Below are 25472 nucleotides of genomic sequence, written 5' to 3'. Positions count from 1 at the left end.
CTGAATTAGGTTTACGATGGTCGCAAAAAAGGTATCAAGATTTCCAAAATCTACATTTTCCCATTCCGTAGTTTTAGCAATATTAGTTTCCACTGGGATGATCTCTAATAATCACAGATTATATGGTTATGAACCAGCTTCAGAGGTATTTCTCAATAACCCTCCTTTAAAAACACAATTAGAAACGACTTCAGCGGGTATTTTTAAAAAAGAGAAATCTTCAGACACACAAGAGCCCAAGAAGGAAAATAAAGAAGCAGAAGTACATGTGGAAACTTCAGTTATAAATGGTGCCTCCTCATGTGTTACTAAGATTTTAGGTGCAGAAGCAGATCAGGGACAACATTTAGTAGACGTAAGTACTCTATTCGAGACGTTGGAGCTTTTATCATGGAAGAACGTAGATACAAAGTTGCCTAAAGGCTCTGAAAATATTTCCACTGTTGAAGGTGAAGGCCCTCAAATAAATCGAAAATATAGTGTAGATGATCCTAAGCAAGGCTTAGCCTTTTGCTATAGAAATCCATCAGGTTATCCTGCAGATGAAACTACTCCTGGATTTTTAGGTATTGCTTTTGTAGGGACTGGACCTAAGTCAGGGTTATCTTTTGCTAATTTAAAATCTATAGGCGCAGGAGCTGCAGTATACTCTGATGAAGATGTTGTTTTTGAACATCTTAAAGAAAGACTCCTTTTTGATGGTTGTGAATCTCAAGCTGGTGGTGGTGCTGTTTCAGGCCGCAGTATTGCTGTGAACGGTTGTCATGATGTTACTATAGTTAGCTGCGATACAGATTTGGATCTTATATATTCTGGAGAGATTACGGATTTTTCCAAAGGTGGAGGAGCTTTTAATGCTCATAAGGTACATGGTGAATCTCATAAATCTAGATTTTCCAGCGGAGAAATTATTTTCTTGGATAATTCTGGAAGTCTTTTGATAGATGGTAACCATGCAGATAAAGCGAACGGTGGAGCTATAGCTTGTAGCAATTTTGTTTGTTCTGTAAATCGTGGAGATGTGCACTACGTTGGGAATCATGCCCTATCCGGAGGAGCAGTATCTTCTCTCAAATCAATGGATTTTGTTGGAAATATAGGATCCATAGAGTTTTTAGATAATCATGCTTTAATTTCTCCTCAAGATTCCACCTTTTTAGGTGGAGGAGCTTTAGCTTCTGGGGAGAGGATTAGTTTTTTAAACAATGGAGGAATCCATTGTTTCAAAAATACTTCTAAGTCTTCTGGTGGAGCTTTTTTATCTAGAAATATAAGGATAGTAGAAAACGTTGGAAATTCTTGGTTCAAGGAAAACTCTGCTGAAATTACAGGTGGAGCGATCAGTTCTCAAAATCAAGTAGAGATCGGTCAGAATTTTGGAAATATTACTTTTGAAGGGAATACTTCTAAGTTCGGTGGAGGTGCTATTCATTGCTTACTTTCTGGGAAATCCTATACAAATTCTGAAGAGCCTCCATATGGACCAGGAGATATTAGGATTATAGATAATTCAGGGGCTATAAATTTTGAGTCCAATGAGAATTTATTGGAATCTCAGGAGACCCACAGTCATGTTGGTGGAGGAGCTCTGTACGGGTCGAATGTTTTAATCTCAGGAAATATTGGGGATATTACATTTTCTAAGAATACCGCAGGTCAATGTGAATCCGATAGTACATATATTGGTGGAGGCGCTATTTTTGCTGATGAGAGTGTTAAGATTACAGATAACTCTGGAGCAATTACATTCTCTTACAATAAAGGCAAAATTCTTCCTCTTCCTATAGTCCCTGCGAGTTCTGAAGAAGAAAATACTTCAAGTGTGCCGTTAGAATCTTCACCCGTAGATTTAGGAATTCGTGGTGGAGGCGCTATTTTTGCTAAGCATATAGAGATTGAAGATAATGCTGCCGCTTTATCTTTCTCAGATAATTTCATGGAAATTAGGGATAGTAAAACACAAAAAGAACAACCCTTAGGTGGTGGTGCTTTATTTGGAGTAGATAGAGTTAGTTTGCAAAATAACACAGAACTTGCATTCACTAATAACCACGTCTCTGGTGAGAATAGTAGTGGCGGGGCTATCTTGTCTAAAATAGTAACTATCTCTGATAACGGAAAAGTTCAATTTATCCGTAACTATTCAAAATTCCTCGGAGGCGCTGTTTGTGCTTTAGGAGACACCTTAAGCATTAAAAATAATGAATCTTCGGTATCATTTATTGGTAATAGGACTGTGAGTGCTGGTGGAGCCATTGCCAGTGCTGAGGGTGATGTTTTGATCTCTAAAAACCTTGGCAAGGTGGAATTTAAAGATAACCTAGTTTTTGGAGATCCCTATGTAGATAATCTTGAAGAAGGACAAATTAATGCTGCAGGACATCATAGTGGTGGTGGTGCTGTTTTTGCTAAAACTTCTGTAATAATTCGTGAAAATGAAAATAAGGTGCTTTTCTCTGGGAATTCCTCGGGATGTTTTGGTGGTGCGATTTTAACAGGTTCTTTAACCCCAGAATATCAAGAGCCTTTTGCTTCTAAAGTAGTGAGTAATAATACTAAAGTCGTCATTACAGAAAACATTGGAGATGTAATCTTTTCAGGAAATAGTACAACAGCTTCAAAACATCCTGAGCATAATTTTTTCGGTGGTGGTGCTATCTACACTCAGGATTTAGTCATCAATAAAAATGCGGGTTCTGTAGCTTTTTACAATAATTATGCCCCTGCAGGCGGTGCTGTACATATTAGTGAAAAGGGAACAGTAATTTTAGAAGCCTTGGGAGGGGATATTGTTTTCCAAGGAAATAGAAATTCAGAAGATGTTTCTAATGGACTTTACTTTTCAGGTAAAGAATCGAAACTAGTTGAAGTATCTGCTGCTGGAGAGAATACCGTCAATTTCGCAGATGCTATTATTTTCGAAGATCTAACTTTGAGAAAAAGCTCAGCACATGATGAGGATATTTTAAATAATCCGACGCTGATACTTAACTCTAAAGCTAAAGATGATTCAGAAGTTTCTCATTCTGGAAATATTCGCTTTGCTTACGCAACATCTAAAATCCCTCAAGTAGCTTTATTGGAGTCAGGAACCCTTATCTTATCCGATAAGGCTCAGTTATGGCTATGTGGTTTGAAGCAAGAAAGAGGTAGCGAGATCTTGCTTTCAGCAGGAACTGTATTACGTATTTTCGATCCTAATGCTAAACCTACAGAAAAACCTGATATTCCTTCTGCAATATCTTACTATAGTGCTTATGATTCTGGTAGAAATCCTGATGAGAAGACCTTGGCAGATATTAGTGTTCTTGGTGTAGATTTAGCTTCTTTTGTTGCTAGTGACGATGAAATAACTCCTCAACCACCTCAAATTATCGTTCCCAAGGGAACGACAATTGGTTCAGGATCTTTAGATTTGAATCTCGTGGATTCTGCAGGTATTGGTTATGAAAATCACGCTTTATTGAATAAAGAGGCTGATATCACTTTACTTTCGTTTAGAAGTGCTTCTGCAGTTTCAGATGTTCCTGATTTGGATCGTTCTTTGGAAGAGCTACATGTTAAAGTTTCCGTACCCACAATTACAGAAGACACTTACGGACATATAGGCAAATGGTCTGATCCTCAAGTCATTAACGGTAAATTAATGATCAACTGGAAGCCAACCAGTTATAAGTTAAATCCTGAAAAGGATGGGTCCATTGTATTGAATACTTTATGGGGACAATACGGAGATTTGAGAGCTTTAAAACAACAGCAATTAGCTCATAATATTACTGCACAAAGAATGGAGTTAGATTTCTCGACGAATATTTGGGGATCTGGAATGGGAACATTCTCCAACTGTGCAACAATTGCTAAAATAGATGGCTTTACTCACCGTGCGGGTGGCTATGCCTTAGGTTTGGATACACAGTTGATAGAAGATTTCTTAATAGGAGGAAGTTTCGCACAGTTCTTTGGTTATACAGATAGCCAGTCATATTCATCGCGCAGTGATCAAAGTGGTTACTTAGGTTCTGGATATGTAGGTATCTTTGCAGGTTCTTGGTTATTTAAAGGGATGTTTATCTACAGTGATATGCATAACGATTTGAATACAACATATCCTACACCAAACATAGGTAGATCTAAAGGATCTTGGAATAGTAGGGGAATTTTAGCAGATGCTCATGTGGATTATCGTCATATCGTGAATTCACGTAGATTTATTTCATCGATTGTTTCTGCAGTTGTACCTTTTGTAGAAGCTGAATATGTCTACATTGATCTTCCGACATTTACAGAGATGGGTAGTGAAGCCAGAACCTTTGCTGAAGGACATTTGCAGAACGTAGCAATTCCTTTTGGTATCACTTTGGAGCATAGTTATTCTCGAGGACAGCGTTCTGAAGTGAATAGCTTAAGTTTTTCTTATGCTCTTGATGTCTATCGTCAGGCTCCTGCGGTTCTTATCAATTTGCCAGCAGCTTCTTATTCTTGGGAGGGGACTGGCTCAGATCTATCTAGAAAATCTATGAAAGCGCAATTTAGTAATGATACCGAATGGAATTCCTATTTCTCTACTTTCTTAGGGTTTACCTATGAGTGGAGAGAACATACGGTATCTTATGATTTAAATGGTGGTATACGTTTGATCTTCTAAGAAGTGTTGAATACGTTCGAAGATTAAAAAGGCGTTGTGTATCTTACATAACGCCTTTTTTTACAGTTTAAAACTCTAAGTGTTTGTTTTGGAAACTATAATACCCATAATGTAGAGGAGATAGGTAATTCCTTCTGGTTTGAGTTCATAATTATCATCATAGAAGCAATCTACTACTAAATCGATATGTGCTGCCGTTTCAGGCAGATTGATGACATTTGCAACTTCTTCGATTAGGAAATTATAAATACGTGCTTGTATTTCAGCTTCTGATGTTAAGAAGGCATTATGGATATATTTTATCAAATCAGCGTACGATCTTCTGTAAGCTTGCATAAAGCTGTTCTTGAGCTCTGTATATTTTACTATATTTTGAGGCAGAGTTGAAGTTTGGCGTAAGGTGAGAGGTGAGAGATTCTCATTTAAATGATCAGTGATTAAACCGAGTTGTTCACCACACAGACGTTTTAAACCATTAATTTGATGCCATTCTTCTTCGTGAGCAACGAGTTGTTGTTGAGAAAGCAAATGTTCTTTAAACATTTGTGACCATAATAGTATCTGCTCTCTTCCAGAGTTTCGTGTGTTGTAAAGATTGTTAATAGATCTGAAAATGGTCTCTGCCCAAGTGGGTTTACATGTATTTGCATAGGAGGAAATTTCTTTAAGGATTGTGCTTTTATTTTCTTGAGAAATTTGAGGGTCTTCTAGGGCTAAGGTCAGATGATACATCATGATGGGAAATGTTTGAGTATCAGGATGGGATTGATCTTCTTTTAATAAGGAAGTAAGGTAATTCATAATAATCTCCCAACCAGAATTCCAACAATTTAAGTTTTTAATCAGTCTTCTGAGTTTTTTATAATCGCATAACTTCTTTGAGTAGGATGTTTTTGCTAATGAGTTTAAAAATGCTGAAGGTGAGGGGACTAGACGTAAGACTTCTGGTGACATATTGATTTCAAATCCTCCAGATACTTTTTGGAGTATTGCTCTTTTTACCTCTGCAAGAAATGCTTCTTCAGTTTCTGTTAGGGGTTTGAAAACTTTTTGAGTTTCTGGAAGAAGAGGGATTTCATCAGTTTTCCTTTGATGGACACAAGAAATTGCTGAGGTGAATAGTTTAATAGGGAGGAGTAGAATGTAAAGCACAAGAGAAAGAAGAAGGGAAACAATGCACACTAGAGCGATAAGTAGATGATCTAGACAAGATTTTGGATGTTGCAGTCTTAAAGTAGAGCCTATTTCTCGAAAAAGTTTGGAGAACAGAGAGTAACGGTTAATCTGTTTTATGAGAGTAGTGATATGCTTATAACATGAGGAAGTTGGGGAATCAGGAGATGTTGGTGGATAAAAATTATTTGGATTAAGGGAGACGCTCATTGTCAGTGGACTCTCTAAGGGTTCAATCAATCTATTATTTTAATATTCTATCATTATAAAGGTTTGATTCTAATTCAAAAGTTCTTTTTATTAAGTTATTGTAGTATAGTTTTTTATATTAACTTTAGCTATAGAGTCTGAAAATTAAGATGGTTCTCAGTAGGAGAGAAGATTCCAGTAAGGAATAGAATCATTTTGTGTTTGAGACACAAAAGACTAAGGCGACATAATTAGATATTATGTCGCCTCAGCATCGGTGGGAGATAGATACAGGTGGTTGAAGGTTTATTGGTTATTGTTTTGAGTAATAATTCCTTCTTTTAAGAGAAGGTAGACAATTGCCTCTCTAGATGGTTTATAGTCATTTTCTTCAGGGAAGAAGACTTCCATCATAATATCCGCACGATGTTCTTCAGGAATGCCTGCGGTTGTTAAGTCAGCGAGGACAATATCCCTAAGAGATTGAATTTGATCTTCAGATCCTCCAAGAGCTTGTTCTAAAGCAGAATCTACAATGGCATTACCGCTACCTCTGTATCTGTTGCGGAATGTACGCAGGTAGTTTTGATGCGTATTTGCATATTGCCTGCCTGCTAATGCTAGTGTGTATTCATCTAAAATGATACCTGCATTATCCAAACCTAACTCACCACCATGATTTTGCTTAAAGGCTGTCATCATGTGCCATTCACTTCGGTCTCTAAAGACCTCTGAGAGAAGGTTTTCTTTGAAGACTTGTGTCCAAGTAAATACAGTGTTTGTTGAAGTGTCATTAGAGTTAAACATAGCTTGTAGCTCTTGACCTGCAGCTCTTACCCATGTAGGAGGACATCTGTCACTATAAGAGGCGACGTTATTGATAATTGATAATTTTTTATCAGTAGGTATAGCCGGATCATTTAAGAGTTTAAGCAATTGGAACATGGTCGCTCGTGCGAGAGCTTGAGCTTCTTCTGAGTGAACAGATCTCTGCCTTCCATTTGATAAGAGCCGTAAGATTTCTGTCCATTGATTGCGTGTAGTTCTGTTTGATGTGATTTGTGCAATACAATTTTCCAATGGATCACGGATTGGTGTCCAACTACTAGGAACATCTCTCATTAATGATTCTAAATACTCATCATTAGTAGGGGCCAGGTGGATATTATCCATATTTGAAAACACAGGACGAGATAATGAGTTTCTTAACAGTTGTGAGTATCCTTGTACTTCTTGAGCAGTTGCCTGAGGATTAAATGGAGGGAAAAGTTGAGTGATTGGTGCGATACTTGCGGCTGCACCTGCACCTGCACCTGCAGAATCTTCAATTATAGCAACTGTCTCTGGATCAAGACTACGTTGTAATGCTAATTCTTGCTGCATTGCCTCTATCCACATAGTTGGAGAATCATTTTGATAAGAAGCTATATATTTTAAAATCTCTTCTTTTCTCTCACTAGAGACGTTAGTATTCTTCAAGATAGAGTTAATTTTGAACAGACACGCGCGAGCACGATCTTGTATTTGCTGATCTGCAATTTCTGGATTCGTTTTTTTAGATATTACGTCTAACATTGTGAACCATTCTCTACGCAAGGTTAAACTTGGTGTTGCCTCGGTGATGTTATTTCTTAATCTATTTAAGAAGGTCCAACGTCTTGGTGAATTTTCTATAAGATTACGGATAAACTCATCATTTCTTCTCGTGTACTCTTCAGTAGAGAGATCTCCGAATCTTCCTTGAGCTTCTTGTATAGAAATAGGCTCGTAGTCAGGTGCAGGAGCTGGTGTTGCAATAAATACCTCTAGAGGCAATTGAAGAAGATCAAAATTTTCTATCTCTATTCCAGCTAACGAAGCAAGTAGATTGACATGTTGGTTATAGTATTCGGGAGATATTTCTGGGAAGTTGTTTTGTAGAAACATATATCTAGGATCATTCGGGGACATTACTTCTTCTGCAGTAGGAGGAGGAGGTGCAGGTTCTACTTGCGGCGGAGAAGCAAGGGATCTTGGTTCGTCAGAGAGATTTAATGATGTAGGTCTTGCGGGTTGCCCAGCAACTAAATCAGGAAAAGCAATAAGTGCGGGGAGATTGAGAATATCTTCATCGCTTTCACCTACAGCAATACCTTGAAGACCTACATTCACACGAGCTCCGTGGATAAGTACTCTGTGATCTGTATTTGGATAAACCCTGTTTAAAAAATCTCGGGTAGTCAAGGCTTGATCAACTTCTTGCCCAAGAGAAACAGCGGCTGCGGATGTATCAACAACCAGGGATGCTGGTTGACTTGCTATGTCTTGTTGTTGAGGAAGTGTTTGATCTCCTGCTAGAGAAGTAATAGAAGCTGGTTGAGATGCAATAATTGAGGGTTGAGGAGATCTAGCTGGTGACGGAGCCTCTTCTGGGAAAAACATCGAGGCAGGAAGATTGAGTATATCTATTCCCTGAGGTAGATCCTCGGCTTGTAGGAAAGTAACCCCTAAATTCTCTAGGGTAATATCGGATAAGTCTCTTTCAGGATAGTTCGCTTGTAGATACTGTCTAAGTGTAATGCCTTCAGGTGCTATTCCAATCGAAGGAGCGGGGAACTGACTAGGGATGCTTACTTGATCTTCTACAGAGGGACGACGTATTGGAGATTGTGGGGGAATAGGTGCGAAGGATTCGGGAGCAAATCTGCTTGGATCTAATCCTACGGAAATACCGGAATCAGAACCCCGTCTACTTAGCGGAGGTGTTTGTGGGGGCAATTGAGGTATTACGCGAATTTCTTCTCCTGTTACAGTGGGTCTAGAGATACAGGGGCAGCAGCTTAATCCTAGTAGGATTAACTTTATCGGAAGAAGAAGAATAGAGAGGAGAACTGTGATAATGGCAGACAAAACAAAAGTAAAAACCCATCCCGCGCCTGAACGGAATTCTGGATTTAAACAAAGACATGATCCAAGTTTAGTACTTAATGCGTTGAATATGGATCTAAAAGAAATCTTTTGATTTGCGGTTTTTATAAAAGAAGTTTCGTGTAATGCAGAGGCGGGTGGCGGTGCAAAAGCAGCACGAAAATTATTGTGTTCCAGTGACATAAAAATTTACCTAAATAAGAAATATGCCAAAAATTCTCCCTAAAAGGGTTGTTTTTGCGGCTTTTAAAAAAAGCTAAAAAAGTTTAAAAGAACACAAGATTATTTGCAACTTTTTTATTTCTATGTAGTTACCGCTAAGTAGTTTTATTTTGCATAGATTATAAAAATTTCTTTACATATTTGTTGAATCTTTAAAGGAATAATCTCTGAAACCTGTGCGTAATTTTTTCGATAGTTGTTTGCGCTTCCGTGGTTAGAATTCCTTGCTGGAGGAGAATAAAGACAACACCCCTAGTATTTAATTCAAACTGTTCATCATAAAATAAAGAAGATAAAACCGAGGCAATTTCATGTTCGGGAACTTCTAATTTTCTCATTGTTTCGCATAGATATCCCGATAGGGAATTCTTCAGTTCCTGAGAGGAATCGGTGATTTGATAACGAATATATTCGATAAGGTTCCTTATAGAAGCTCTATAGCTAGAAAGAAATCGTTTATAAACACGATTATAGAGAGCTTGCTTTTTTAGGATTAGGTAACCGGTGAATTGAATGCGCACTAGAGAATCCATATTCAAACCTAAAGCGTGTCCATGATAATGCTTGAAACTTGATATGTGGTGCCACTCTTCAGAAGCTCGATTAGCAAGGGATTGTAAAAGGTTTTCTTTAAACATCTGTACGCAAAGTAGTACGTAATTAATGCTTGTGTCTTGTTTGTTATAGATCGCGGATAATTCTCTGAATATGACTTCGATCCAAGTAGGGGGGCAAGCGTTTACATAGGTTCCAATATAGTGTAGGAGTTGTTGTTTTTTATCTTTAGGAATGGTTGGGTCTTGCAATGCTATTGTTAGCTTTTGTAAGACTGTATAGTATAGCGATCCCTCGTACGATATCTCTTGTTTGGAAGAAGTTCCCTGATTTTTAAGGTGTTTGGCATAGACGTAGTTAAGTATTTTTTTCCATGGTTCAGGTAAGGTAGAACATAATGAGTATATCTCATTTTCTAGATTATATAATTCCCAAGGACGAGTTTCAGGAATTAAGAAGGACTGTAGGAAAGGAGAAGATTCTGGAATAACACTGAGATTATTGCAATCGATATAGAGTTGTTGATTTGTTATATGCTTGATTTTGTCTACGAAGGTTTCTAGAGGAGATAATGTGGTTATTGCAGGATCTTTTAAACACAAGCTAATTGCTAAGATTGTGAGTTTTACGGGATAGAGAAACAATAAGAGAATAGCGCTAACAATTGCTGCTAGAATCGAAATAAAAAGAGTTTTACAAGACTCTTGAGTATTAGTAGTCTGTGAGTATTTCAACAAGTTAGTTTTTATAAATGTGTAGAGGACATGAATGTGAATACTTTTTGCATATACTTGTAGAGTTTGTTTTAAAGATTTTTGGGGAATGACATTTATCGAGTAAATGGGGAAACCATTAGAAAGAATGTGTGTCATAAAGTGCGTCTCAGTCTAAAAGAATTAATTCATCACCAAATGCAATGTCATAAGCGCATATTGGGAATAGATCTGCGTTTCTACAAATCTTTGATGTGAGGTTATTGATATAAACAAAGCTTATGAGATGTCGTGTTTAACTATATTTGCTCCTAAAATTAAGAGAGAGCATCTATGGTAATACGCGGTGTAGATAGTGGATTCTTATAAGTTATAAAGGAGATAATTCTAATCAAAAGATAGTCTTAATGACAAATGCTGAAAATAAAAGGAGATGTATGAAGAGTAAGAGATTCCTTTAAATTTAAAAGGGATAATTGCTCAAAAAGTGTTTCTAAAGGTCTTTTTTTTCTTAGCTTGTATTTTTGTATCGATCCCAGATAGGTGATTTTGCACTTCGGATAATTTTTTTCATATAATTTTCCTTTTTCTTTTTTTTTGATTTTAAATGGTTTAGGTTAAAATCATCTAATAATTAAATGTGCCATTCTTAATAAGAACTTGAAATAAAACAGAGTAGAAAATACTATATTTCAGCCGTTTATAATTTGGATTGATTTTCTTATGAAGTGTGCTTCTCCCTGTTTCTATTTGAAATCGGAGAACTCTGATGATCGTTGTTGTAATTTTCTTGATTCTCGAGTTCGTTTAGTCGCGACTATTTTATCAATAATAGCGAGTTTATTGATTGTCACCGGAGCTATAGCTGCGGTAGTTCTTTTTGGATTACAGTTAGGTTTGTTGTACTCTACCATAATCATTGGTTTATCTGTAGCCATTGGAGTTTTGCTTTTCAGTGCGAGTTTGAGATGTTTTACTTGTTGCGCTTTAGTATCTCGATCCCAACATATCTCAGAAAATATTGCGCGACCTTATGTCCACGATTCAGGATTCCCTCAGCGTTCTTCAACATCCTGTGAAAATGCAGAAAAAATAGAACAACATCTGAGAGATGTGGTTTCAGAATGTGCTCAAGCGCGTGTTGCCTATCAAGATCTTATAAATCAAAGAGACGAGTCAATTACTAGCTTGCGTATTGCTAGAGAAGCATATGAGAGTGCTGATGCAGATTATCAGAGATTGTCAGGTCAGTTTGTAAATATGGAGGGTAATCGAAGTATAAACCAGGAATGTCAAGAGTGTTTTATTACATTAAGAGAAAGATGCCTGGATTACATTCAATCTGTACATGCCTATGAAGCGATCCTTGAGCAGATTAGTTCTATGCATAATCTTTTAGATTTTCAGAAGATAGCCTCTGCTTATGAGCAGGTAAATATTTTACTAAGAGAAAGAGAGGAAAACTCTCAAGAGCGTATTTGTGCTTTGGAAAACCAACTAAGTTTGCGTAATAGAGACCTTGAACAGCTATCTCAGATGGAAAATGAATTGCAGATTTCAATACGAGAACTACAGCGTACACATGAAGCAAATCAGGGAACCATACGGGCTTTGCAAATACGTTTAGAAGAAGTAGGTAAAAGTAGAGGAATCCTTGATAATACTCCATTTTTAGAAGTGGGAGATGAATCAAGACAGCATATTGAACAAACGTTATCGAGGCATGAATCAAGTCGAGATCAAGGTCTTCAAGAGGAAAATCGTAGACTTAAGCTTACATTAGGCCTCTATCATAAGATGTTTGAAAATATAGAGACTCGTTTAGGTCCTCAATATTATGAGAGTCGTATAGCTAGTTCGGATAGTGAGGGGCTTTTAAGAGAGTTTCTAGGTAATTCTGAGCAGTATACCAGAGGAGAAGTTGATACCATGGTATCTCAATATTTTGAGAATGAAAGAGGAAATCAGCAAAAAGAAGTTTCTAGTTTAAGAGAGCAGGTTGCTCAACAAGATCGCGAGATTCATAATCTGAGAATGCAAATTGTAGAAGGCTCGGAAAGAAATGCAGGAATACGTAGAGATCTCAATACAACAAGCCTAGATATTATTGATATGACCCTAGAGGAAAATACAATTCAGGACATAATAATAATTGATGGCGATGAATTTATGGATGCGAGTGAAAATCCTATAAATCCTAAGTGATCGATAATTTTATGTCTTACAATATAAACAAATAATTAAGGAGAAATTAGTACTTATCATAAACGAGCGTGTTAGAGTTTAACAAAGCACAATTATTCCAATTTTCAAACGATGTTTTTCAAGGTCTACACAGGGGGATGAATTCTCGATGATGAATACTCAGACGCATTGAATGAGAATAAATTTATGGATTAGAGAAATTCGTAATTTCCATTTTTTGAACTTTCTGTGCTGTCATTCTTCCCCAACGCTTGACATTATCCATATTTTACACAGATGAGCGTATGCAAGTTATCTATTTTATCATAGGTTTTCTTTATGAAATGTATGCAGACGAACTTGTCTTCTAGACCAGAGAGGCAGGTTGTATCTACAAATGTAGACCGAACATATTCTCATACCGCTATCAATGCTCTTGCGATAGTATCGGGAATTTTAGTTATCACTTCCAGCATTGCAGGATGCGTATTTTTAGGTGCTGATTTAGGCTTGTTAAGCGCTATTCTTTTAAGCTTTGCAATTATTTCTGGGCTGATACTTATTGCGGTTGGAACATATTTTTGTTGTCAAGGTGCTGCTTTTGGGCAGGTTATCTCTAGGAGAGTTTTAATAGAACAGGCCAGGGTTGCTGAATTAACAACGCAGCTAACCGCTGCGCAGAAGGAGTTGATTACTTTACGTTCTCTACAGTTAGAAAATCAAGAAGGATCAGAACAACTCCAAGGGGATTCTATATCTCAAGAGCAACAGACGCTTTTGCAGGAAAGGAGTGAACGTATAGTAAACTTAGAAAGTGTAATTCAGAGATTAAGAAAAGAGCATGCTGATCTTTTAGAAGAGAAAGACAAAGAATGTTACGCGGAAATGATAAGACAAACATCTCTACGTACTCAGATTCAAAATAGCCATCAACAAGAGATGGAGTCTAAGGAAAAATCTGTTCGAGAGCGCCTGCAATTTTTAGAAGATGAGATGACTAAACAAATGGCGTTGCATGCCGATGAATTAACAACAATTCGAAAAACTCTATTGCAAAACCAAGAGAAATTCAATCAGGAGCTACAGGAGAAAGAACAACAGATTTCTGATTTGCAGGATTCTCTAAGTCAGCAGCGTGATGTGGATCTTGATCAGATTCATGAGCTAGAAGCTTTAGTAAGGGAAAAAGAAGAAAGTATAGCATCCTTACAATCTAGTTTAGAACACTATAGAGATTTAGAATTAGATAGTAATATAGACTCTCTCCCAAGTGCTTTAGTTCGTATCCGACAGCAAGAAGAACGCATTACTTTGTTAGAAACTATAAATTTACAACTGACCCCAAGAACACGTAACCGATCATCGAGTATATAGACAATTATCACTATGTTCTAAATGGGCTTCACATTTTGTTGTGAAGCCTATCCTATTCCATACCTATTTAATTTTAATTACGAAGAAATTTCAAAAAGTCTTCTTTATCTGAATAAGAGATCTGAAAATAACAAATCAGAAGATCTTAGTTTTTAAATCGTCGTTATTGTTTGTGAGATAATTATGAGATGTATCCCTGCGTGTTTAACGCCAACTTCAGAAGGAATAAATCAATGTTTGATTGAGACCAATTCATCCAAGGTTTGCTTGGTGATTAATTTATTTTCTATATTTTTATCCTTATTGGTTTTTGTTGCTGGTATAACTGCATTAGTTTTTTTTAGTGTTGAACTAGGAGTAATTCACAGTTTCATTTTAGTCATGTGTGTTTTAGCTGCAGTATTTTTCCTTGTAATGAGCTCTTATCACCTAGCGAATAGGAAACATACTATTGGTTTATCTGATCTACACGATCAAAGGCTAGAGCAAGATAGAGGACAAGCTCTAGCGAAAGTCCGAGGATTAGATTTAGAAAATACTCGGGTAGTTGATGAAATTCAAGGAGAGCTACGTTCAAAGCAGCAACAGATCGAGGAAATGGAAGTAGAACGTCAGAGAATGTTCACAAGACATCAAGAGGATGCGATAAGAATTCGTGGGTTTGAAGAACAAGGGCGTCTTTCAGAGATATCAAACGAAAATGAGCGTCGTGCTTTTGAATCGAGAATTCGGGATTTAGAACAGGCCGTTTCTGACGCTGAATCTCAATCTAAAAATCGTACATCTAATTTAGAGAGTGCTTTGGGGGAGTTACAAGAAGAACGTATACAACTACAAAGTCGCATAACCGAATTGGAAACAGCGATAGGAATTAGCGCTGATCAATTATACTCAACATCTACCGAATCACAAAGACAGTTGGCAATGAAAGATGAGGAGATACAGAAACTACAAGATCTGAAATTACGAGTCTATGAAGAGCTTCAATTAGTGAAAACATCCTTGGATGTAGAAGAGAAAAATAACGGTAGAATTGCTAAAAAATTTGAAAAACTTCGAGTGCAATTGGAAGGTGAAAGAGATGAGCTGCGTATCAAATGTTTGAATTTAGAGGCTAAACTTGTGCAATTAGAAATATCTGTGTCTAAAGAACCCAATTCTTCTGAAAATATTGCTCAGTATCAGTCTAGGATAGAAGAACTCAGTGAAGTACATAGAAATGCTGAGGAGAAGATCAATGAATTACAAGGTAAACTGCAATTTAAAATAGAAGAAATCTCTACTATCGAAAAAGAAATTCAGCAAGAGAGACAACGTCATGAAGAAGAAAGCTCACAGTTGAGACAGCGTTTGTTTGAGGCAACTTCGAGAATTCATGGATTAGAACGGGATCTTGCGGATGCTGCTAGTGAGAGAGATTCGCGTATTCAAGCTTTCAGAGATAAACGTAGCGAATATGAGAAAGAAATAGTTGCACTTGAGAAGAGATGTTCTAATTTTGAAAATACCATCTGCGATTTGCAAAGAGAGCATATATTATCTTCAGATGAGGATGGAGATCGAATTGGGACCTATCGAGCTTTGCGAGCAGAGTTGAAAGATGAAGTTGCCAAACTACAAAAAGAAAATAAAGAAAAAGACGAGAAGGTTTCACAGCTACAGAAACAAGTAATTCTTTTATCAGATGACAAAACTCGGGTTCAGAGAGTTGCTAGGGAGCAAATAGCCTTGCAGGTAGGTAGAAAAAAAGCAGTGGCTTCAGAATTAGAAGATAGTAAAGTAGAGATTCGAAGATTAGAAGAGGAAGTTCAAAGATTAGAAGGGGGAAATGGCGGAACGATTGCTGATTTGCAAGAAGAGATTCAGGATTTGAATCAGAGAATACTTAAGGGTAATACCACTATTGCAAAATTGGAAAATAGAAATAAACAATTAGAAAAAACGGTTCAAGTCTATACGAATGAAAAAACAATGAATCTTAGATCAGATCCTCAGAGATCGAGTAGCCTAGCCTACCTAGAGCAGGAAAGAAAAAAAATAAGAACGCTAATGAGTAGAGACGCCAAAGAACGGGTAAGCATGGCACGTCGAAGAATCGAGAGATTGGAAAACTTAAGTAAGGGTTCCTCATTAGAACGGGACGTTTGTGTGCTTAGTGAATATTCTGAGAGAAGAATCTGTTATCAAAGGATTTTTGAATTGGAAAGTGCCTTATTTGATCTTTCTCGTTCTACTAACAGTTCCGCAACAGGAAGAAATAGAATAGAAAGCATGAGAGCTTTAAGATTACAGCAATATTGTGATGGTGACGCAGAACTGGAAGCAAGGGTACGAGAATTTAATTTTCCTCCAAATGCCCCGATTAATTCAACAGCCCTTTATGAATTAGAACAAGAGATCTTTGATTCTAGAGAGGCTAAGCTGTTTTCATTGCGTGAGTCTTTGGAAAAATCTACCGAACGTATATTTGTGTTAGAAGGCAAGATCAAAGAACTTACAGAACTTTTGAGGGTTTATGAAGAGACTATGAGTCCTGATTCTATCGAAAAACGATCTCTAACAGAGCAACAAGAAGCGCAACAAGTTATTCAAGGTCTCCATCATCAGTTAGAAGATTCGCGTGTTCAATTAGAGGACTACAAAACAAGGTTAGTTGAAACTCAGAATGAACTTTTGAAGATGTCCGCGAAGATGCAATCTAAAGATTTGGCTCTCCAAATTGCTGAAGATAAGTTGAAACAATTTGAAGATAAATAATTATCTTAAATTTGTTGATCCAAAGATCCCCTGAGGGAGGGGATCTTTAATTTCTCATTACTATGTAATAGTATCTCTTCAATATTTACAAAGATGCTTTTTGAAAAATAAAAGACTTACCTATCTAAAGCATATAAAAAAAGAATCGCCTACTTTTAAGTGTTTAGATTATAAAAATTAAGAAAATCTTTGAATGTCCCTAACCATTTGTCCCTGGCTTATTTCCACTTGATTTTCTATTTAAATCTTTTACTTGTCATTTCGCATAAAGTTCTTGCATTTAAAACATTACGACCGTTTCAATATTCTAAGTTTATTTTATTTAAAGTGAGCGGTTTATGACAACTAACTCAGTGAACACTACTACTACTACGACACTTACACCTACAACACAAAAACAACCATTCTGTAGCATACAAGCAAGTAAATATCAACGAATTGCTGCTGCTATCACATTATTAGCAGGCTTAGTTCTTATCGGAGCTTTGGTAGGGGCTTTGGTTTTCTTTGCTTTACCTACATCCACAACTCTTGCTGCTATTGTTGGAGTTGCGCTATTTGCTAGCGTGATTCTTTTATCTATGGCTATGTATCAGCTAGTTTCGAGATGCCGACAGGTCCCTGGAGATGCGAGACTTGTAGAGGAAAACACACGCCTACAAAATGAAATTACAGAAATAAAAGCTAAACTCACACGTAATGGAGTTCAATTATTTGAAGAGCAAGAGCGAAATACCGTTTTATCAGGACAGTTGATAGCTGTCACAGGTGATTTAGAAACCGCACAACAAGAGAAAGCAGCTTTAGAAGCTAAAGTTCGACTATTACAAGAACAAAACGAATCCACCCTCAAATTATTGCAAGAAGGACATCCAGAAGTCATTGCAGAATTCGAAAGAATACAAAAAGATCTTCTTGAAAAAACCGCACAAGTTGCTAGCGCTACAGACCGAACAATACGGTTAGAACAGAAAGTTCAAAACTTGCAAGTTGAATTAGAAGCTTCACAAGCAGAAGTTGTTATACTTACGGAAAGAAATCGTGAGCTAGAAACACAGCTCAGAGAATTGCAAGAGGGTTCTACTCAAGAAATCGCCGGTTTACAATCTAGAATTGAAGAGCTCCAAGCACAAATTACCAGCAAGAATCAAGAGATAGAGAATTTACAAGCTAGAATTGAAGAGCTTCAAGTTGCAAGAGGTACTGGTAGCGAGGAAGAACAACGTCTACAAGCTAGAATTACCGAACTTCAATCGCAATTGACAGGAGCACAGAATCAAGTTCAAGAGCTTGAACTAACTGTAACAGCTAATACTGAATTAGCAACACAAGAGTCTGCACGTTTAGCAGAGCAGATTGCAACTTTACAGAATCAAGTGACTGAAAAAGAGCAAGAGATAACTAATCTAAACACTCGCATTACAGAACTTGAAGCTCGTGGTGATACTGGAGAAGAGGTAACAACTCTACGTAATAGAATTCAAGAGTTGGAAGCTCAGATTACTGAGAAAAATCAACAGATAGAGAATCTTCAAGCTCAAATCACAGAAAGAAATCAAGAGATAGCAAATCTTCAAGCTCAAAACCGAGATCTCCAAGTTCAGCTTGAGGCTAGAGCCCAAGAATTAACAGCCGTACAAGGTCAAGTTGCAGATCTTCAAGCTCAGATTAATGAGAAAGATCAAGAGTTAACAAATCTTCAAGCTCAAAACCGAGATCTCCAAGTTCAGCTTGAAGCGAGGGCTCAAGAATTAGCAGCTGCACAAGGTCAGGTACAAAATTTACAGACTCAGGTAACAGATCTTCAAACTCAATTGAATGAGATCAACGAAGTTAATTTAGAATTAGATGAAGAGGATCCATTTGAAGATGCCGGAGAACAGCCTGTAAACGCCCCAGAGAATAACGTTGTAAATGAAGATGTTCATGTTAATGACGGAGTGAATGAAAATCAGAATGAGCCTGTGAATGATCCTAACGATGACAATGCAGACGACCCAGAACTTGATTAATTCGAAACGATAATTATGTAATAAAGGGCTGAAAATCTATATTTTACATCTCTTTAAATTAATACTTATAATGAACATCAGTTTATTGACCCTATTGAATAAGTAGGGTCAATTGTTTTTTATAATCATTGGTAAAAATTCTTTTAATCTTTAACAACCAAAACGGCCTATGACAATTAATTTAGATAATATTAGTATTGAGAATCAAATAAAGCCTGCGTCTGTTAGCGTAAACAAGTCTAGGCTTGTTCATATTGCTCATATAGTTGCTGGCTTATCTGGTGTAGCATTATTTGGTATTCAGATAGCTTTGCTGATCCTTTTTTATACTAATCCTAGTTCTATACTGCTTGTTTTATTAGTTGTGTCTATGGTAGCGAGTTTGCTGCTTTTATATGTGGCTATAGATTACTTTATGAGTAAGTATTCTCTTCCAATCGAATTGCAAAATAACACAGTAAATCAGTAGATCAAAGACGGCTAATCAGTTATAGAGGATATAAAGATTTTTTAAAGAATCTAAAAAAATATCCCTAGTTTTAGTGATCAAAAAAATAGTTTAATAGCTACTCATTTCTTGAGTTGCTTCATAGGGAACTTTGTTCTCTTTTTCTCCTTCTCAGATAGCTGGACGCGCATAAATTACGTTGTTTCCCTATATCCGAATATATTATTAATTTTTAATTCTTTAACCAATTAATTCTTTTAGAATTTGCATTGGTTAATTATTTAGAATTTTTCTCAATTATCGCATTTAATTTGTTTATCTTTTTATTGCGTATTAATTAAACTTGTTACTGTAAATTGCTAAGACAATGCAATTCATTTAAGGAGAGTGGCTTATGTTAGTTGAAACACCCGCCCCTATTGGTATAGGGACTAAGAATGTTTCTTGTTGTGATGTGCGTAATACAAAAGTCAACCGTGTTGCTAGCTTGATTACCATGTTTACAAGTTTAGCACTTATTGGAGGCCTATTTACTTTACTAATTCATTTTGGTGAGGGTGCTCCTGTACAATTTCTTGCTGCCCTTGGTGTAGCTATAGTTGCAGGACTTTTGCTCATTTGTATGATGGGATACTATTTGATACGTCATGCTACGAGTTTAAAATTACTCAATCGTCAAGAAGAAATTCTTAATCAAGCAACAAAAAAAGTAGAAGAATTAGAAACTAAAGTGCAGTCTCATTAACGCTTGTATCCATTCCCAGCGGTCATTTTAGGATAGAAGTCAACAATCGAGATATTCAGGAATTATTCTGAGTATTTTCGCATCACCTATACACGAAACTTTTATGTTTCTTGATACGTATGTGTTTCTCATTTTATCCTAGAGGAAGTTGTGGATGGAGTTTCTAACCACAAGCACGAATTTAAACAGACTTCCTGTTTGTTTTACTATACGTGGACCTCAAGGCCATCGCGTTGTAAATATCACAGCGATAGCCTTGAGTCTCATTGTTTTTGGGGCACAGGTTGCTGTGCGTATCGCCTCTCATGCGAAATTAGGGTCTCTTCATGTTATTTTTGTGACCCTAACGATAATCGTATCTATTTTACTTATCTGTATAGCTGTTTATAACCTTTTTCATCTTTGTGTTTCCGTGCGGCAACATCGAGATGAAAAAGGATTACTACACCGAAGAGTACGTGATTTAGAAATCGTGGAGCGAGAGTTAAATAGACAATTACAAGAACAAAGGCTTGAATTGGATTGCCTTAGGGAAGAAATTATCGCTCAATTTAATAGAGCAGAACATAGTGAGGGTAGGTTTAGCGAAGATCTACATCAACTTGGTATGGATAAAGCGAAACTAGAACAACAATTACAATCTGCAAAAGAAGAAATTGTTAATCTATCCCGAGAATTAGAGTCTCGATTGGAGGATGTAAGTATGGAAATAGAACTACCTTCTAGTGATGAAGAGGAGGACGAGGATACGCACTGGTTCGAAGCAAATAATATTTTAGGCTCTCCAGTGAACCAACGAAATATCGACTACATGGTTATGCAAGAAGATAATGCGGATGATGAGGCAAGCACCTCTTCAGAACATGAAGCTTCCAAGTAACTAGTCAACATGATGATCTCAAAAAGGCTGCTTATCATCGTAAGGAGCCTTTTTTATGTTATTGATAGAAGTCGAGATTAAGTTGTTAAATTTCATAAGTTTAAGAATAAATAACTTGCTATTAAATACATTAGATGTATTGAATATTTGCAGCTTATTCTATTTAGAATTAGTTATTTATTACACTATTATGTTTAGGCGAGCAACTTATGATACCTTCACTTCCCTTAGGGTTTGCTCATACGCAGCAATTAGCTTCCCGTCGTTATCACATCAATAAACCGCGGATTGTTCTCATTACTTCTATCATTGCAGGAATTTTAGGATTGACTGTGATAGCAGCTAGTGTAGCTTTACTTGTTTTATTTGGTGCTTTCGCATCAACAGCATTCAATGGGATTATTGCTGGGATCATTATTGGAGTTATATTGCTCCTTTTCATAGGTGGAATGCATACTGCGAACATCTTTAAATTAGCGCGTGCTCGTCGGGCAGAGATTTCCGGTTCTGAAAATGTTTTGCAAAATTTTCAGAAACGGCTGCAAGATCTGCAGAACCGTTTATCTGAGAAAGAAACCGCTATTGCTACATTGCAATCTCAATTAGATGAAGAATCTTCTGGGATCCAGAAATTATTAAAGCTCAAGCAAGAGGAACTAGAAAATTTAACACGCAGATATGCTGCTATGGCTAAAGAAAGCTCAGACTTAGGACAATTAGTTACCCGCTTACGAGCTGAATTAGTTGAGCTGAGGAGAATTTTAGAAGAGAATAAAGAGACTTCAAATGTCGTTATAGAAAGGTTCCGAATCAATAGTGAATTGCTGTATTCCGAATCAGTACTTGCACGGCAGTCTCAGCAGGCAGAAAAGATTATAGCTGAGAGTTTGAGAACTTATTGTGAGGAGTTACAGTCTCAGCTTCGTGAAAAAGCACAAGCCCTCCGTAATAAAGATCAAATGATTGAAAAGTCAACGAGGAAAGTATCTGAATTAAAACAGGAGATTTCTGAACTTCAGATATTTATTACTGATAATGTAGCAAATAGAGAACAAAAACGTGATGTTATTGCAGAATTGAATGAAAAACTTACGGCATTGAAATCTAATATAGAAAATCTTCAGGGATACATCACTGAGAGCACAAATAGAAATGAAATAGAAATCCCTACGGGAGGTATTCTGACTCAAAGAGCGAATACTCTGCACGCTAATGTTTCTGATATTCAAGAATTTATAACTAATAATATAGTGATTCAGCCTAGCGATGATACTGAAGATTAACGCTGAGGCTTTTCTACATTTTTATTGAGAGTATTTGCATGCTATGAACGGTGTAACTTCCCCTATTAATCCTGATCAAATTTTTACAAATAAAGTTTCTATACATCGTTTTGAGAAGTGTTTGCTATCTCATACCACAGCTGTTGCTGTTGGTATTGTGCTGATCCTTGCAAATGTTGTTGGTTTGGCTGCTTATGCTTCTTCCTTACCTATATTTTGTTCTATTCTTTTGTTTGCTTCTATTCTTATAGGAATAGTTTTAATTACTGTAGGAGCAAAGTATATTCATACCTATCTTTCCAAAACAGACTTTGTAGATAGCTCTGAAAGAGTAGGCTATCGTATTACAATGAAGAATTTGCTTTTAGAAATTCAGCGATTACAAAATACAATTCGTGAACAGGAAAGCTACATAAATGAAGTAGAAAATGATTTCGAGATCATTTTACAGACACGGTTAGAAGATAAGGAAAGCTACATTGAAAGAATTGAGTTATTACAATTTGAAATGGATGAGCAAAATGCAGAATTTGATGAGCATATCAAAAATCTCAATGCTCATATATCCGCTTTAGAAACAGTAAGAGAAGAGTATGAAAATCAACAACAAGAAATGGTAAGTGCTCATTTTGAAAGTAGCCTAGCTTATGAAGAAGAAGTTCAAAAAATATCGAAAAAACTTTACGAAGCTAATAAAAAGATAGAGCAGCAACGATTACAAATACAAGGGCTACGCGAAGAACTGCAACAAGCCAAAGAACGTGCTAAACTCATGGAGTACGTCCAACTACGTCTTGCTAGAGAATTGCGAGGAGCAAGAAATCATATAGAACATCTTCGGGAAGCATTAGAACAAGCACCGCCAAAACCTAGAAGGCCGCGATCTATGTCGATTTAGATAATTTCTGAGAAAATGCCTCAACAGGCTAGTCTCAAAACGATTATTTTTCAAATTATTTCTCACAATCTTTTACGTTGTAAGTAACTGCTTATAAAACGGTTGCAATAAATGAAAGTCAACGGCTTCAATTATCTGCGATTTTTAATATTTAACAGTGAGTTACTTATGAAGACTGTGCCTTTGCACACTCCTAACTCTTCACAGGGAACGTGCATACAACGTAATTGTATTAGTGAGTCAAGGACTCATAAAGTTGCCAATATTATTGCTATTATAGTTGGCATACTTATTTTAGCTGCTGGCTTAGCCTGTTCAGTTCTTTTTGGGGCGGAACTGGGTATGCTCTACACTATGGTAGCCTTAGGGGCTTCTGTGGCTGTCGGTGTTTTGCTTTTATCTTTAGGAGCAAGTTGTTTAACTTGCCGTTCTTTAACTTCAAAGACAATCAGAATCGAGAAGAAAGACGAGCCTAAACGTCGCTACATTGATGACGCGCAAATCTCTAACTTAAAACAAAACATTGTTTCTACTTCTGGTGGTATCGAGGAAGCACATAGGAATTTAGATAAGGTACTTGAAGATTATGAAAAAGCTAGATCTGAGCACAAAGAGTTAGTCAAGAAGCGAGACGATGCTAATAAAGAGATGCTTGATGCTAGTAAGAGATATGCGAAAGCAAGAATCAAGCTCGGCACTGTTAGTGAAAAGATCAAACAGCAAACTCTTGTGGATGCGGATCTTTCCCGTCGTTCGGGGGTTGCTTCTTCAAAAGGTTGGGATTCTCTTCAAAGAGACGTCACTGTTTGTAAGAATGACCTAGAAGCAGCTGAAGCAGCTTATCAGGGAGCCGTATCTGCTTTCGAGGTTGCAAATCAAGCAGTAATTGAGAAAGAGAAATCCTTAGAAGTTCAGCTGCTCGTTCCAGCATATACGACTTTACAAGGGCTATTAACGAAACAAGTTAGAGACTACTCTGTTCTTATTGATTCTCTAGAAGAGAAAATTCTTGGGCTTCAAACACGAATTCTTGACCTTACAAATCAAGAAGTAGAGCTGAAAGCACGTATTCGAGAATTAGAAGCTAAGAATGCAGCTGATGTAGCAGCAAAAGAAGATTTGGAAAAAGCTCTTGCAGACCTTCGACAATCAAAAGATGATCTTCAAAGAGAGCTAGAAGCTAAAATTGCTCAACTTGTTCAAGAGAAAATAGAGGTTTCTGAACAATTAAATGATGAGATTAGAAAGCTTAAAGAAGATAGAGCTCGTGGTATTCTTGAAAGTAAAGTAGACGATTTGGAAAAAGAAATTCGTACATGGCGAGAAAATGTAGATTCTAAGAGTAAGGAAATTGAAGAACTACGCGAAGCATTAAGAAATGCTAATGCTAAATCTGAGCAGGAAAGATCTGCATCGCAGGCGGAGATTGAAAAATTACTTGCACAGCTAAGAGAAGCTAATCAAAAGATTCTACAGTTAACTGAGATTAGTAATCAGGTTAACATTGTTAAGGATAAGAATCGGATTCTTCAACAACAGTTAAAAGAAGCTCAAGAGAAAAACAAACAAGATGCCGCATTACATCAGCAGCATCTAAATAGTTTGAAACAACTTCATTCTCAAGAGAAAGATGAGATCAAAGCTGATTATGAGAAGAAGATCAACGACTTAAAAGTTAAATATGAAGCTATTGTTAATGAGTTGAAACAAGCTCGTGATAGAGATCGGTTTGAGTATGATACTCAGAAGTCGAACTTAGAGAAAGAGCATAAACAAGAAAAACTTGATTATGAAACTAAGATCACGAATTTGAAATCTAATTATGAAATTAAACTCAGTGATCTGAAAAAAACACAAAAAGAAGAAAAAACGCAATTAGAGACGGATAAGTCTGATTTTGAAAAAAAGTGTGGCGTTGCTAATAATGACTTGGAACAAAAGAAACAGGAACTAAATACGAAAGAACAGGAAATTATCAGACTGAAGAATACATTAGTTCTCTATCAAGCAATGGTAAGTTCGTATGAGGAAAAAATTACAAAACTAAAAGCCACTGAGTTGGATAAATTTAAAAAAGATAAAACGACTCTGCAGAATGTAACTGAAGGAGCAATACATTATACTAAAGCAGAAGTTTCAGGGTTCCAAAAAATTCTAACACAAGTGCAATTAGATGATGCTAATAAACAGATCGTTGACCTTAAAGCTTCTATATCGAATCTAGAAGAAGATAAGAAAAAATTAGAAAGAGATCTTGAAAGTGCTAGAAACACTAACGATTTGACTAGATCTTTAATAAAATCTGAAAGAGAAGTAGAAAAATTGAAGGCAACCTGTCAATTGATGAAGAGTTCTTTATCTACTGAAGATCAGAAGAAAATTCAAGACATCCTCGATGGTAAAAACTAGATATCCTTTTTAACTTTAATTTAGAGTTTTGCTTTATGCGAGGCTCTTTTTAGTTATTCCATTCATTTCTGGGTGGAA

Annotated in this window: 14 protein-coding genes; 11 read left to right on the top strand and 3 right to left on the bottom strand. The window is 36.6% G+C overall.

The features are described from left to right. Positions 1-16 precede the first annotated feature (16 nt). The gene (locus H9Q19_RS01330; RefSeq protein WP_213241498.1) at positions 17-4645 is read left to right on the top strand and encodes an autotransporter domain-containing protein; all 4629 of its coding nucleotides are present in this window, start codon (positions 17-19) and stop codon (positions 4643-4645) included. Between the two features lie 75 nt (positions 4646-4720). Here H9Q19_RS01330 and H9Q19_RS01325 read toward each other — a convergent pair whose 3' ends face one another. The 3 genes from H9Q19_RS01325 to H9Q19_RS01315 form a co-directional block, all read right to left on the bottom strand. After that, a complete protein-coding gene (locus H9Q19_RS01325; protein ID WP_213241496.1) occupies positions 4721-6028 on the bottom strand; it encodes a DUF1548 domain-containing protein in 1308 nt (435 codons plus the stop codon). A 285-nt stretch (positions 6029-6313) separates the two neighbouring features. Next, positions 6314-9097, bottom strand: a complete 2784-nt coding sequence (locus H9Q19_RS01320) for a DUF1539 domain-containing protein (RefSeq protein ID WP_213241494.1) — start codon at positions 9095-9097, stop codon at positions 6314-6316. A gap of 191 nt (positions 9098-9288) precedes the next feature. Next, entirely contained in the window at positions 9289-10563 is a 1275-nt protein-coding gene (locus H9Q19_RS01315; protein WP_213241491.1) for a DUF1548 domain-containing protein, read from the bottom strand. A gap of 564 nt (positions 10564-11127) precedes the next feature. Between H9Q19_RS01315 and H9Q19_RS01310 the strand changes: the two genes are divergently transcribed. The 10 genes from H9Q19_RS01310 to H9Q19_RS01265 all read left to right on the top strand — a co-directional run bounded on the left by H9Q19_RS01310 (position 11128) and on the right by H9Q19_RS01265 (position 25394). Further along, complete coding sequence (locus tag H9Q19_RS01310; protein WP_213241489.1) at positions 11128-12609, top strand: coiled-coil domain-containing protein; 1482 nt, start codon at positions 11128-11130, stop codon at positions 12607-12609. Between the two features lie 318 nt (positions 12610-12927). Continuing rightward, a complete protein-coding gene (locus H9Q19_RS01305) occupies positions 12928-13962 on the top strand; it encodes an IncA family protein (protein ID WP_213241487.1) in 1035 nt (344 codons plus the stop codon). 183 nt (positions 13963-14145) lie between these two features. After that, positions 14146-16719: an IncA family protein gene (locus tag H9Q19_RS01300; protein WP_213241485.1), complete on the top strand. Its 2574-nt coding sequence runs from the start codon at positions 14146-14148 to the stop codon at positions 16717-16719. 338 nt (positions 16720-17057) lie between these two features. Then, positions 17058-18731 (top strand): coiled-coil domain-containing protein, encoded by a 1674-nt coding sequence (locus tag H9Q19_RS05365; RefSeq protein WP_249324522.1) that lies wholly within the window; start codon positions 17058-17060, stop codon positions 18729-18731. Positions 18732-18900: 169 nt separating this feature from the next. Continuing rightward, the gene (locus H9Q19_RS01290; protein WP_213241483.1) at positions 18901-19200 is read left to right on the top strand and encodes a hypothetical protein; all 300 of its coding nucleotides are present in this window, start codon (positions 18901-18903) and stop codon (positions 19198-19200) included. Between the two features lie 373 nt (positions 19201-19573). Continuing rightward, complete coding sequence (locus H9Q19_RS01285) at positions 19574-19924, top strand: hypothetical protein (protein WP_213241481.1); 351 nt, start codon at positions 19574-19576, stop codon at positions 19922-19924. A gap of 154 nt (positions 19925-20078) precedes the next feature. After that, entirely contained in the window at positions 20079-20804 is a 726-nt protein-coding gene (locus H9Q19_RS01280; protein ID WP_213241478.1) for a hypothetical protein, read from the top strand. Between the two features lie 209 nt (positions 20805-21013). Next, positions 21014-22087: an IncA family protein gene (locus H9Q19_RS01275; protein WP_213241476.1), complete on the top strand. Its 1074-nt coding sequence runs from the start codon at positions 21014-21016 to the stop codon at positions 22085-22087. 43 nt (positions 22088-22130) lie between these two features. Further along, complete coding sequence (locus H9Q19_RS01270; RefSeq protein WP_213241474.1) at positions 22131-22985, top strand: hypothetical protein; 855 nt, start codon at positions 22131-22133, stop codon at positions 22983-22985. A 168-nt stretch (positions 22986-23153) separates the two neighbouring features. Then, positions 23154-25394 (top strand): hypothetical protein, encoded by a 2241-nt coding sequence (locus tag H9Q19_RS01265; RefSeq protein ID WP_213241472.1) that lies wholly within the window; start codon positions 23154-23156, stop codon positions 25392-25394. The last annotated feature ends 78 nt before the right edge of the window (positions 25395-25472 follow it).

The organism is Chlamydia crocodili (assembly GCF_018343815.1).
GTDB classification, from domain to species: domain Bacteria; phylum Chlamydiota; class Chlamydiia; order Chlamydiales; family Chlamydiaceae; genus Chlamydia; species Chlamydia crocodili.
This window is presented reverse-complemented; position numbering and strand designations above follow the sequence as displayed.